Here is a 12,719-nt window from a genome sequence, read left to right on the forward strand (position 1 = left end):
CGCGGGCGGATGGGCTGAGCGGGCGCCGGGCTCCCTGCCAGCGGCGCCCGCGCCCTCAGGGCTCCGGAGGCGCCATCCCCGGGCACTGACCCGGTGTCATCTGCTCCGCGTTCCTGTGGATCTCCTCGCTCAGCCGGTCCTGATGCTTGGGGTCGCTGGCTCTGTAGGTGATGACGACTCCGCTCGGGACGTCCTCGATACGGGCAGCGGACGGAACACTCGGCGCACCCGCCGAGCCCGGGAGGCCACTGCCACCCATGTTCTTGTATTCGACCCCGGGCGGCTGAGCCTCTCCCCGGCGCCCCGCCGTGCCGCGCTCCTGCTGCCGCTGCATCAGCTGGCGGCTGAGCTCGCGCACGTCCGCCACCTGGTCTTCCTCGGAGGTGACGATGGTGAGGGCCACGCCTTCAGGCGTGTCCTCCGCTCGCGCCTGGGCCCCGGGGACAATCATGGGGCAGTCATGCTCGAGCTGAGGCGGGCGGAGTGGCTCCTGGGGTGGGGCCTCCTTCGAGGCGGTAGCCTCTGTCTCTGGAGGGTACTGCTGAGAGGTCGTTGCACTCTTGGAGCAGCCGACCGCGAAGCACAGCGCCGCCGAGACAGCGAGCACCGACGGAAGTCTGGACGAGAACATGATGGCCTCCTCTGCCGTGAGTCCTGTGCGGAGAAGGTGGGGAGCGGCACACGGGCCACGCAACGTGGCACCGCATGCCAGGCTCCCCCGCCCCAGGGGGCAGGCTCATGTCGTCCAGCCCTCGCGTGCGGGGACACCCGGGCCTTGCGTCTGCCCGGGCCTGTCAGCACCCGGGCAGGTTGCGGCCTGGCCTACAGGCCGTCCGGGTAGCAGAACCCGTAGGTCCGGTCGTTCCCTCCGCCGGGACGCCCGTAGCTGACGTAGCCGAGCTCCTCACCGGGGCCACACTCCGAGCGCGCGCGCGCATAGCGGCGGCACACGCCCCGCCCCGAGCCCGTCAGGTCCAGGCAGACGCCTCGCGCGCCCTCGACGCCGCAGAACTCGGCGAAGCCGACGCTGCATGTCTCCCCGATGAGCGCGGGGTCGAAGGCAAAGCCGATGGGCTCCATGACCGACTGCGCGTTGCACAGGCCGTAGACGCCGCACACGGTGCCGCTCGGGCAGCCGGGGTCCGCCGCCATGTAGTCGCACGTGGCCAGGCACTGCGGCGCGTCGGTATAGGCGTCGGTGCAGGCGTAGCCCCGCGCGCAGTCCGTGGACGCAAGCGCGTTCTCACTCGCCGCCGTGTACGTGCACGCCTCGCCCTGCGTCTTCGTGCCGAGCGACTTCTCCAGCGTGCCGTCGTCGGCCGCGTAGTCGTTGGCGACGCAGGTGTGGCCCGGCAGGTTCGCCGTCAGCGAGCCCTCACGCGGGTCACACCCTCCGGCGCGGACCGTGTTCCACGTCGCGAAGCGAATCCACCGGCACTCGCCCCCCGCCACCGCTGCGCTTCCGGTGTACGGGGCGGACAGCGGCGCCGCCGCCACCGACTCACGCAGGACGACGTTGGAGAGCGCGCCCACCGTCTGCTGCGGGGAGACCTTGAGCGCGAGCAGCAGCGCGCCCGACTCGGCGACGAACATCTTCTGTCCCGTCGTCCCGGAGTCCTGGAGGCCCCACACGCACTGCTCGCACGTGAAGAGGTTGGTACCGCCCGCGGCCAGGTCATGGAGCCCCGGCGCCGTATTCACGTCCAGCCGGATGCGAGCGAGGTCCGCGACCGCGGGGTCCCCCAGGTTCGAGAACTCACCGCGATACGTCGGCTGCGAGCCGTACAGCACGGGCGTCAGCTCGATGCCGTTCTGGAGCTCGCCCAGGGTGATTTCCGTACACCCGGCGGGCGGCGACAGCAGCGCGGCCTGTTGCTGTGCCACCTGGAGGGCCTCCTGCTCCGGCGCGGCGACCGGCGCCTTCGTTTCCTGACCGCAGCCCACCATTGCCGCCAGCAGGATTGCACTCCATCGCCACTGATTTACAGATGCAACTCCCAGGTCATGAGAAGTCACGATGTCGTCTCCCAGATGTTGGTACACGCGTGTTGGTTGGTGTCTCCCCAGAACTTCGGGGAGGGGCACGGGTACGTGAATTGATGTGTCGGTTTCAACGGGCCAGGGTCGGTGCGTCGCGGATACTTTCCGCGTGAAGGCCAACGGCGCGCGTGACGCGACTTCCGCTTCGGCCGTACGTCTGTCGTTTCCGCGCGGGGCGTGTCGGGCCGTCAGCCGAGGAGCATCATCGGAGGGTGGTACTCGCCCAGGCGCGTGCGCTCCCACCATGCGCCCGTGTCGCGCCGCTCCTTCCAGGTCGTGAAGCGGTAGCGGTAGAGGGTCGCCCGGACCGCGCGCGGCGGGTGTTGAGGGAAGGGGTTGCGCCGCAGCAGGCGGAGCGTCGCCGGGTCGTTCTGGAGGAGCTTCACCAGGAACGGCCGGAACCACCTGGGCGCATACGCCGGCGAGAGCGCGGCGAACCACATGAGCCAGTCGAGCCGCAGGTGGTACGGCGCCCACTGTGGCGGTCGCCGCTTCGGGTCGGTCGGCTTGCCCCGGAACTCGTACTCACGCCACTGCGTGTCCGGGGTGATGCGCTCGTCGCTCGTGCCTTCGACGACGACCTCGTAGCGCTCGCGGGTGATACTGCCGAAGGCCCCATACGTGTTCACGAGGCGCAGCGGCTCGAAGCTGGCGTTCATCACCTGCTCCCGTGAGAAGAGGTTGCGCGCGGGACGGTAGGAGAGCGCGACGATGAGCGCGGAGACCGCGAGGACGAGCGCCTCGTGCCAGGGGACGACCGTCGTCCCGGCACGCTCGAGCGGCAGCACCCGCGCGAGCACGGAGTCGTCGAAGGCGGAGAAGGCGAGGACGATGGTGACGAAGTTGAGCCAGGAGTAGTTGCCGCTCAGGAGGAGCCACGCCTGGGTGAGCGCGATGAAGAGCCCCGCGAAGGTGGCGATGGGCTGTGGGAAGAAGAGAAGGACGGGCGCGACGAGCTGGGCGAAGTGGCTCCCGAGCACCTCGGCCCGGTGCAGCGGCGCGGGCAGGCGGTGGAAGTACCAGGAGAGCGGGTTCGGCATCGGCTGCGTCTCGTGGTGGTAGTCGAGGCAGGAGAGGTCGCGCCAGCAGGGGTCTCCGCGCAGCTTGATGAGCCCTGCCCCGAACTCGACGCGGAACAGCAGCCAGCGGAAGAGCCAGAGGAGCGGGGCGGGCACCGCGCTCCACGCCGGGCCGAGGAACGCGGCGAGGAAGCCGGCCTCAAGGAGGAGCGACTCCCAGCCGAAGGAATAGAAGGTCTGCCCGACGTTGACGATGGAGAGGTAGAGCGCCCAGAGCACGAGCCAGACGGCCATCGTGAGGGGCACCGGCCACGCGTCGGGAAGCCCGAGCACGAGGGTGAGCGACAGGCCGATGCCTGCGAGCGCGACCACGACCAGCAGGCGGTCGGAGTACCGGAAGTGGAACACGCTCGGCGCGTCGAGAAAGCGCACCCGGGTGAGGTAGCTCGGGACGGGGAGGAGGCCCTTCTCCCCGAGCAGCGGTCGGAATTGTTCCAGCGCGACGAGGAAGGCGAGGAGGTAGCCGAGTCCCAGGCCCCGCTGGAGCACGAGCCGCGCAAGCCAGGCGTCCGATGCATGGAACCACTCAGGCATTGCTCAACGCTATGGCCGTGCTCGTGCACCTTCGGGAGTGGCGGCGCGCCGACCCGGTGACGCCCTGGCGCCAGGGCGGCGCGGGAGGCACGCGCCTGCCCGGGCCGTGCTCCCATGTGCCTGCCGTCAATGTCCGGCAGGTACCGGCGAGCCCCCAGCCGGGACAGGCGCGGGCGCGGGCTTCACGTCGGTGTTCTGGCCCGCGACGATGAGCCACCGGCCGCGGGTCTTCTTCAGCACGTACCGCATCTGGGTTCGCAGCACGCCCGGCGTGGTGGCCTGCACGCCGGGAGGCAGCCCGGCGTAGCCAGTCACCTGGTGCTCCGTGTCGACCACCGCCACGCCTGCGTCGAGGAAGAGGAGCTTGCGCACCGTCACCTCGCTCCGGCTGCCCTTGAAGAGGGTGCCGAAGACGAAGGCGTGGCGCTTCTCGATTTCGGCGCGGCCGCTGAAGATGGTGCCGACGATGTTGATGAACTCGGCGTCTTCGGCGAAGTCCTTGCTCCACGCCGCCGCATCCTGGCGGTTCCAGGCCTCGGTCTGCTCGGCCACGAGCTTGCGGAGGGCCGCTTCGTCCTGCGTGCGCGCTCCGGCCGGGGCCGCACCGGCCAGGGGGGAGAGGGCGAGGGTCAGGAACACGGCAACGACAGTCACGGGGGAGAAATAGGCTCGAATCACACGGCCTCCAGGGGCGCCAGGATGGTTCTCGGTTCGAAGGGCAGCATGACTCCGCTCGGGGGCTCCGTGAAGGCTGCGCGCCGCGAAGCTCAGGGCCTTGGCCCGTACACCGGCAGCGCGGCGCCCACCTCATGAGCCCCGAGGTCCGGCGCGGCGCCGCTGAAGCCATCCGTGATGCCTGGAAGGACCTGGCCCGCGTTCTCCGCGGACGAGCCCGCGCGGACGCGCAGGTCGGGCGCCGCGTACTGCGTCATCGGCGCGGCCGGGTAGGCGACGCTGGCGGCGAAGACGCCGAGGTCCACCTGTACGGCGCTCTTCTCGCTGGTGCTGGCGCGCAGCGTGCTGAGGTTGGTGAAGCGGGTGCTTCCCCAACTGCCAGTGAGCTCGCCCGTGGTGGAGCCGAAGCCATCATGGTCCAGGCTGGAGTTGGTGGTCACCAGGTCGGGGATGTGCAGCGCGCGCCCGGAGCCGCTGCTGTAGCCATTGAAGGTGCCGCCTGGCCCGCCGAGGAACAGGTTGTTGCGCGAGTAGAGGTGGGCCACCGGCCGGCCCGCGTAGATTCCCAGCGCATCGCCGTTCTTCACCACCGTGTTGTGGAGGAGCACGTCACCGGTGCTGCCGCGGTAGAGCTTGAAGGCGATGTGGACCGGGTTGTAGACGACGTTGCGCACGAACCAGGTGGGCCCGCCGAGCCCTGGCTGCGATGACAGCGCGATGAAGTTGTTGGTCAGGCGGTTGCGCACGATGCGGCAGTTGTGGAAGCAGAAGTCCGCCTCGATGCCGTCGTCCGCATTCTCCCGGAGGTCATTGTTCAGGATGTCGATGCTGAACTGGTCCACCGCCTCGCCGTCCTCCAGCAGGGAGATGCCATCGCGGAAGCCGGTGACCCGGTTGTGCTGGATGACGTGCCCGGGGCCTGTGACGGCGATTCCCTCGCCCAGGTTGTTGCCGTTCACGCCCAGCGACGACTCGGCCCAGGTGGTGAGGCCCGTCACCACGTTGTCGGCGATATAGGCGTTCTCCGCCCGGAGGTACGTCACGATGCCGTCGCCCCCGGAGCTGGCGCTGGCGTTGACGGTGCAGCGGGTGATGGCGAGGTGGTTCGAGCCATTGAAGCGGATGCGCCCGTTCACCGTGAGCCCTACGAGGTGCACGTAGCTCTGGTTGAAGACGTTGAGCGGCCCGTTGACGACGGCGCCCGCGGTGCCACGAAGGACGATGGGCTTGCCGGCGGTGCCACTCCGGGACCAGTCGAAGCCGCTGTAGATTCCCGCGCCGAACTCCAGGACGTCACCCGGCTGGGCGCTCGCGGTGACGGTGGCGAACGTGCCGGGCGTCACCGCCTTGACCGGGGCGCCCGCCATGGCCGCCGGCACCGCCCGGGTGGTGCCGCTCACCGTGCGCGTCGTCGCTCCACCGTCCGGGTCCGTGAGCGTCAGCTCCAGCTCATAGGTCGTCCCCGGCTGCAGGTCGAACACGCTGCCCGAGTGGCGACTGGTCCAGCTGAGGCCTTCGTTGCCGCCAGCGGGCACGCGGCGCAGCGGCAGCGACTCGCGCCAGGGCGTGGTGCCCGATGGCCGGTAGCGCACCGTCACCAGGCCATTGGCATTGTCATCCCCGCTGAAAGCCCACTCCACCGTCAGGTGGTTCAGCGTCGGATACGGAAGGCGGACCTCGCCGGCCACGGTGGCATTGCCGTCACTGCCGGTACCTCCATCCGGGGGGGCCTCCAGCTCCAGGGTGGTTGCCTCGGTGGGGGCGGAAGCCTCGCTGACGTTCCCCGCGGCGTCGAAGGCGGAGAGCCGGTAGCGGTAGAGCGTCCTCGCGGCGAGGTTCGAATCCTGGTGGGCGAACCCCGTCTGGGTTCCCACCACCGCGAAGTGGGTGCAGCCCTCGCCCGTGCACCGCTCGATGCGGTAGCCCGTCACGCCGACATCGTCGGTGCTCGCCGTCCAGGCCAGGGCGATCACCGAGCTCGAGACGGGGCCGGCGCGCAGCATGCCGGGTACGGAGGGCGCATGGGTGTCGAGAACCTCTGGCGGCCCTCCGTCTCCGCTCCCGTTGCATCCGGCCCACACCAGCAGCCCGACCGTCCACCCCAGCATCCGATGCGCCTGATGGTTCATAACCTCTCGCGAAGCGGCGACTGGAATCGCGCCGTGCGGAGAATTCCGCGAAACTTGACGGATGCGTCCCATGCTGCGTGCATCCCGTTTCTACCAGAGTGAAAGGGGTTTCACGCATGTTCCGACGTGTCGTCGTGTCCGCGTTCGTTGTCTCCGCCATGGGGCTGCTGGGCTGTGGCGGAGGGGCCGTTCCCGACAGCAGCGGGGACGACGCAGCGCTGCAGCAGGACCCGTCGGCGCTCGAGACGCCCTGCTCGCAGCTCCAGAACCGGGGCTGTGGTCCGTTCTCCGAGCTGTCCTGTCAGTTCCCCGATGGGCAGCCCGGCTGGTGCATGTGCCAGGACTTCCCCCACAACCAGTGGCAGTGCTTCTACCTGGACTGACCTCCAGCCCACGCGTGGACGTGCGACGGCCCGCCTCGGACATCCGGGGCGGGCCGTTGTGTCGTCGGGGCAGGAAGCTAGGCCGCGACGGAGGGCTGGGCCTCGGGCGCGCGGACGCCCTGGTTGAACCCCGCCCACTCCTTGCGCAGCCGCTGGAAGAGGCCGTACAGCGGCTGTCCCTCGGATTCGTACTGCCCCTTGCGGTGCTCGACGATGTGGCGCAGCAACACGAAGCAGACGGTGGCCTCTCCGGCGGACTCCAGCGTGGTGAACTGGCTGGCATTGCTGAACCAGAGCGTGGTGGGCATCTGACAGGCCTGCTGGGACAGTGCCACCAGGTGCGGCCCGGGCTGCAGCCACGGGTACTCGGTGAACAGGCGGGGACGGTTCACCGTGAGCGCGTAGATGAGGTTCGACATCCGCCGGTCCTTGAAGTCCTGGGCCTGGTACACGCGGTCGAACACCAGTCCCCGCACCCGCTTCATGAACACGCTGGAGGTCAGCGCCAGCAGCGAGCTGCCGCGCAGCACCAGCATCTGCGCGAGCTCCGCCACCGTGAGCTTCATGAACGACGGCCAGGCGTCCATGTCCAACGTCTTGCGAAGCATCGCGTTGACGTCATGCAGGCGTCGGTGGGCCCAGACCAGCGCCGCCGCCACGGACGCGGTCAGCGCACCGGGCATCAGGTACAGGAAATAGTCCTCGGGGCTCCAGGTGCCCGTGCGCGCGGCCTCGAAGCCATGCCACGCCAGGATGGCCGCGCAGGCCAGCGTCAGGAAGAACAGCCCCCAGCCCATCCTCGAGACGCCGTTCAGCGTCACCCAGCCCCGCTTCGTCGGGTCCTCGGGGATGTTGTAGATCTCGTCTTCCTGCACGCTGACGTCCGAGATGAGCAGCGTGGGCGGGTTGGGCGTCCCCTCGAAGGCCAGCATCAGGCTGTCGACGCCCTGGTTGTCGTAGATGCCGCCATCCATCAGCGGCAGCCCGCCATTGAAGCCCGGCGCCAGCTCACCGAGCGCGGCGCTGAGCGGGAAGTCCTGGGGCCAGTGGAACTGCTGCGGGAAGACCAGCGGCTCGAAGCCGCCGGGGAAGCAGGACGACGCGGCCGCGATGTCCGCCAGCCGGACGTGCTGGGCCACCGAGCGCGGCAGCTTGTAGTTGATGTTGCCCAGGAGCGCGGCCGGGTTGTTGCTGCGCCGGAAGCGGAAGTCCAGGCCGGTGTGGAACTCGGTGGAGTTGAAGATGGCCTCCTGGAACTGCAGCCCGCTCGCGCCGAGGACCTCGCCGAAGCACCGCTCCCCGAGGAAGTCCGGCCGGGCATACACGTCCGCGGCGGAGCGGATGAGGCTGGCCCAGTTGTGGCTGATGTGGTCGCGGTTCGAGGTGAGCTCGCCCAGCGCCTCGCCAATCACGTTGGTCCGCTTCAGATACGCCGAATAGCCGTCGTAGAACTCCGTGAAGGGCTTGCCGTCAATCTGGCTCACCACCCAGGCCAGCCCGGTGAGTGTTCCGCCGGACACGGTGGACAGCCCCACCACGTCGGGCAGCAGTCCCACGGTGTCCAGGAACCGCAGCGTCCCCAGGTGGAATGCCGCCGCGCGATAGCCGCCGCCGGACAATGACACCGCGATGGGTCCGAGCGGACCGTGGGGCTTCGAGGTGGATAGCGTGGATTCGGAGCTCATGCGGGGGCATTTCAGCAACGTCCATGCCGCCTGGGAAGGTGGGCCCCTCCGCCTGGAGTCTCCGCGGGTAGGGGGCGGTGAGGCCCCGGGAGACTGCGTGCGGTGGGGACGCGGCGCGTCCCGCACGTACGCGGCAGGTCGCTACCTCGGCTTGCCGCCGAGCAGCACGAGGATGGCGGCGGCGGCCTGGTCGATGGCCGGCTCACGGCCGCTGATGACATCCGCGTACACGAACGCCTCTCCGATGCGCACGATGACGTAGGCGAGGGTATCAATCGGCAGGGGCGGGGTGAGGTGCCCGCGCTCCACCTGGTCCATCAGGTTCTCACGCACCAATTCCACGTTGCGGCTCTGCACCGTGCTGCTCTTCGAGGTGAGCACCCGCAGTGCGTACTCGGGGTCGTTCTCGATGAAGCGGCGCAGCGGAGCGAAGGAGCGGATGCCCTCCATCAGCCGCTCGCTGACGCCCGCCACATAGTCCGCGCCCTTCGCGCCGCGCCCCCTCACCTCGGCCCGGGCCTTCTCCATGAAGGGCACCTGGAAGGACCAGATGATTTCGCCGATGAGCAGCTCGCGGCTGCCCACCCAGCGGAACAGCGTCGCCCGCCCCACGCCCAGCTCCTTCGCGAGCGCCCCGATGTCGATGCGCTCCCCGGCCAGCCACTTCTTCCGCGCCAGCTGGAACGCGTCCAGGGGCGTGGCCTTCGCCTTCGCTCCTCCGCCCGCCAGCTCCCGTGCCAGCCGGGTCGCCTTCGGAGGCGCGTGCCGCTTCCTGCCGGCGGCCCTGGGTCGAGATGTTGCCATGAATCGGTAATAGCCGTCTTGACATGAAAACTCAACGTGAGTCACTTTGACGGAGTGACTCACCCGGCTCGCGGCGCGCGGCTGCGAGAGAGGAGCTGACATGAGCAGCACCCACTACGCGCAGCACGGCAGTGTGGCCGTCATCCGCCTGGACAACCCGCCGGTGAACGGCCTTGGCCACGCGGTGCGTGCCGGAATCCTGGAGGGGCTCCGGAAGGCGGAAGGCGACCCGGCGGTGAAGGCCGTCATCCTCATCGGCTCTGAGCGGGCCTTCTCGGGCGGCGCGGACATCCGCGAGTTCAACACGCCGAAGGCGCTCGCCGAGCCCCACCTGGGCACCGTCATCCACTACGTGGAGTCGTCCTCACGGCCGGTCATCGCGGCCATCGGTGGCGCGTGCATGGGCGGCGGCCTGGAGCTCGCGCTCGGCTGTCACTACCGCGTGGCGCAGCCCGGGGCGCAGATTGCCCTGCCGGAGGTGAAGCTGGGCCTCTTGCCCGGCGCGGGCGGCACGCAGCGGCTGCCGCGCCTCGTCGGCGTGGAGGCGGCCCTCAACATGATTGTGTCCGGCGCCACCGTCCCCTCCGAGCAGCTCAAGGGCACCGCCCTCTTCGACCACTTCGTCGAGGGAGACCTGCTGGAGGGCGCGCTCGCCTTCGCCCGGGTCGTCATCGAGGAGGGCCGGCCGCTCAAGCGGGTGCGAGACGTCACCGTGACGCACCCCAGGCCGGAGGCATTCTTCCTGTACGCCCGCACGGCCGTCGGGGCGGCGTCGAAGAACTTCCCCGCGCCGCTCAAGTGCGTGGACGCCGTTGAGGCCGCCGTCACGAAGGGCTTCGACGAGGGCCTGCGGGTGGAGCGCGAGGCCTTCGTCAACCTCATGCAGACCTCCGAGTCGCGCGCCCTGCGGCACGCGTTCTTCGCCGAGCGTGCCGCCTCCAAGGTGGCCGGGGTGGGGGAGGACACGCCGGTCCGCGCCATCCAGACGGTGGGCATCATCGGCGCCGGCACCATGGGCACCGGCATCGCCATCAACTTCCTCAACGCCGGCATCCCCGTGGTGCTCCTGGAGATGAAGCAGGAGGCGCTGGAGCGCGGGCTCGGCTCCATCCGCAAAATCTATGAGGGCCAGGTCGCCAAGGGGAAGCTCAAGGCCGACAAGGCGGAGCAGCGGCTCGCGCTGCTCAAGCCGACGCTGTCCTACGAAGACTTCCGCCAGGCCGACCTCGTCATCGAGGCGGTGTTCGAGGAGCTGTCCGTCAAGGAGGCGGTGTTCCGCAAGCTGGACGAGGTCTGCAAGCCGGGGGCAATCCTCGCGAGCAACACCTCCACGCTCGACCTGAACCGGATTGCCGGCTTCACGCGGCGGCCCCAGGACGTGGTGGGTGCGCACTTCTTCAGCCCCGCCAACGTGATGAAGCTGCTGGAGGTCATCCGCGGCGAGAAGACCGGCAGCGACGTGCTCGCCACCGTCATGCAGCTCGCCAAGAGCATCAAGAAGACCGCGGTGGTGTCGGGCGTCTGCGACGGCTTCATCGGCAACCGCATGATTGCCATGTACCAGCGTGAGGCGCTGGTGATGCTGGAGGAGGGCGCCTCGCCCCAGCAGGTGGATGGCGCCATCGAGGCGTTCGGCTTCGCGATGGGGCCGCTGAAGATGGCGGACCTGGCGGGCGGTGACATCGGCTGGGCCATCCGCAAGCGTCAGTACGCGGAGCGCCCGGAGATGCGGCGCGTGCTCATCGCCGACCGGCTGTGCGAGCTGGGGCGTTTCGGCCAGAAGACCGGCTCCGGCTTCTACCGCTACGAGCCCGGCCGCCGCGATGCCCTGCACGACCCGGCGGTGGACGCGGTCATCGACGCGTGCCGCCAGGAGCTGGGCGTCGCGCCGCGCAAGCTGAGCGACGAGGAAATCGTCCAGCGGTGTGTCTACGCGCTGGTGAACGAGGGCGCGCGCATCCTGGACGAGGGCATTGCCCAGCGCGCCTCGGACATCGACCTCGTCTACCTGACGGGCTACGGCTTCCCGGTGTTCCGTGGCGGCCCGATGCTCTACGCCGACTCCGTGGGGCTGATGAACGTGGTGCGCGCGATGGAGGGCTTCGCGGCCAACCCGCGCGGCCACCGCGCGTTCTGGCAGCCCGCGCCCCTGCTCGCCCGGCTCGCGGCCGAGGGCAAGACCTTCAACTGATTCATGCGGGAGACACTCATGACCGACGTCGCAATCGTATCGACCGCCCGCACCGCGCTGGCGAAGTCCTGGCGCGGCGGCTTCAACATGACCCACGGCGCCACGCTGTCGGGCCACGTCATCCAGCACGCCGTGCAGCGTGCGGGCGTGGACCCGGCCGAGGTGGAGGACGTCATCTTCGGCTGCGCCCTCCCCGAGGGCTCCACCGGCAACGACGTGGCGCGCATGGCCGCCATCCGCGCGGGCCTGCCGGTGAGCGTCGCCGGCGTCACCGTCAACCGCTTCTGCTCCTCGGGCCTGCAGGCCATCGCCATGGCCGCCCAGCACATCCTCGTGGATGGGGCAGGGGTGATGGTGGCCGGCGGCGTGGAGTCCATCTCCACCGTGCAGGCGAACGTCAACACCCTGTACCTGAAGGAGGAGTGGCTCGCCCGGAACAAGCCCGAGCTCTACTGGACCATGCTGCAGACCGCGGAGACGGTGGCGACCCGCTACAAGATTTCGAAGGAGGCCCAGGACGAGTACGGCGTGCGCAGCCAGCAGCGCGCCGCGGCGGCGCAGGCGGCGGGGCGGTTCAACGACGAAATCGTCCCGCTCACCACGCTCATGGGCACCGCCGACAAGGCCACGGGCGCCCTGGGCACCCGCGAGGTGACGGTGGCCGCCGACGAGGGCATCCGCCCGGACACGACACTCGAAGGGGTGAAGGGCATCCGCTCGGCCGTGGCCGGCGGGGTGGTGACGGCGGGCAACGCGAGCCAGTTCTCCGACGGTGCCTCCGCCTGCGTGCTGATGGACGCGAAGCAGGCCGCGCAGCGCAACCTGAAGCCGCTGGGCTACTTCCGCGGCTTCGCGGTGGCGGGGTGCGAGCCGGACGAGATGGGCATCGGTCCGGTGTTCGCCGTGCCGAAGTTGCTGAAGCGGGCCGGACTCAAGGTGGACGACATCGGCTTGTGGGAGTTGAACGAGGCGTTCGCGGTGCAGGTGCTCTACTGCTGCGACAGGCTGGGCATCCCCGACGAGCGGCTCAACGTGGATGGCGGCGCCATCGCCGTGGGGCACCCCTATGGCATGTCGGGCGCGCGCCTGGTGGGGCACGCGCTCATCGAGGGCAAGCGCCGAGGCGTGAAGCACGTGGTCGTCACCATGTGCGTTGGCACCGGCATGGGCGCGGCCGGACTCTTCGAGGTGGCCTGAAC

General features: G+C 69.6%; 10 protein-coding genes. 3 read left to right on the forward strand and 7 right to left on the reverse strand.

Annotation, left to right across the window (positions count from 1 at the left end; translation table 11 throughout):
* Positions 1-55 precede the first annotated feature (55 nt).
* The 5 genes from G4D86_RS36580 to G4D86_RS36600 form a co-directional block, all read right to left on the reverse strand.
* Positions 56-451 carry a hypothetical protein gene (locus tag G4D86_RS36580; protein ID WP_240360665.1) on the reverse strand — a complete coding sequence of 132 codons (396 nt, stop codon included), beginning with the start codon at positions 449-451 and terminating at the stop codon, positions 56-58.
* Positions 452-822: 371 nt separating this feature from the next.
* Complete coding sequence (locus G4D86_RS36585; RefSeq protein ID WP_163998772.1) at positions 823-2,016, reverse strand: hypothetical protein; 1,194 nt, start codon at positions 2,014-2,016, stop codon at positions 823-825.
* A gap of 212 nt (positions 2,017-2,228) precedes the next feature.
* On the reverse strand, positions 2,229-3,653 hold the full coding sequence (locus G4D86_RS36590) for a lipase maturation factor family protein (protein ID WP_163998774.1): 1,425 nt from the start codon (positions 3,651-3,653) through the stop codon (positions 2,229-2,231).
* A 126-nt stretch (positions 3,654-3,779) separates the two neighbouring features.
* Complete coding sequence (locus G4D86_RS36595; RefSeq protein ID WP_163999022.1) at positions 3,780-4,328, reverse strand: SgcJ/EcaC family oxidoreductase; 549 nt, start codon at positions 4,326-4,328, stop codon at positions 3,780-3,782.
* A 92-nt stretch (positions 4,329-4,420) separates the two neighbouring features.
* Positions 4,421-6,436 (reverse strand): right-handed parallel beta-helix repeat-containing protein, encoded by a 2,016-nt coding sequence (locus tag G4D86_RS36600; protein ID WP_240360666.1) that lies wholly within the window; start codon positions 6,434-6,436, stop codon positions 4,421-4,423.
* Between the two features lie 137 nt (positions 6,437-6,573).
* On the opposite strand from G4D86_RS36600, the gene G4D86_RS36605 reads away from it, so the two are divergent.
* A complete protein-coding gene (locus G4D86_RS36605) occupies positions 6,574-6,840 on the forward strand; it encodes a hypothetical protein (protein WP_163998775.1) in 267 nt (88 codons plus the stop codon).
* A gap of 77 nt (positions 6,841-6,917) precedes the next feature.
* On the opposite strand, the gene G4D86_RS36610 is transcribed toward G4D86_RS36605, so the two are convergent.
* On the reverse strand, positions 6,918-8,525 hold the full coding sequence (locus G4D86_RS36610) for a patatin-like phospholipase family protein (RefSeq protein ID WP_163998777.1): 1,608 nt from the start codon (positions 8,523-8,525) through the stop codon (positions 6,918-6,920).
* Positions 8,526-8,666: 141 nt separating this feature from the next.
* A complete protein-coding gene (locus tag G4D86_RS53975) occupies positions 8,667-9,329 on the reverse strand; it encodes a QsdR family transcriptional regulator (protein ID WP_163998779.1) in 663 nt (220 codons plus the stop codon).
* A 100-nt stretch (positions 9,330-9,429) separates the two neighbouring features.
* Here G4D86_RS53975 and G4D86_RS36620 point away from each other — a divergent pair, with 100 nt between their 5' ends.
* Entirely contained in the window at positions 9,430-11,520 is a 2,091-nt protein-coding gene (locus G4D86_RS36620; RefSeq protein ID WP_163998781.1) for a 3-hydroxyacyl-CoA dehydrogenase NAD-binding domain-containing protein, read from the forward strand.
* An 18-nt stretch (positions 11,521-11,538) separates the two neighbouring features.
* Positions 11,539-12,717, forward strand: coding sequence for an acetyl-CoA C-acyltransferase (locus tag G4D86_RS36625; protein WP_163998783.1), 1,179 nt, complete (start codon positions 11,539-11,541; stop codon positions 12,715-12,717).
* Positions 12,718-12,719 lie beyond the last annotated feature (2 nt).

Source organism: Pyxidicoccus caerfyrddinensis (assembly GCF_010894405.1).
Taxonomy (GTDB): domain Bacteria; phylum Myxococcota; class Myxococcia; order Myxococcales; family Myxococcaceae; genus Myxococcus; species Myxococcus caerfyrddinensis.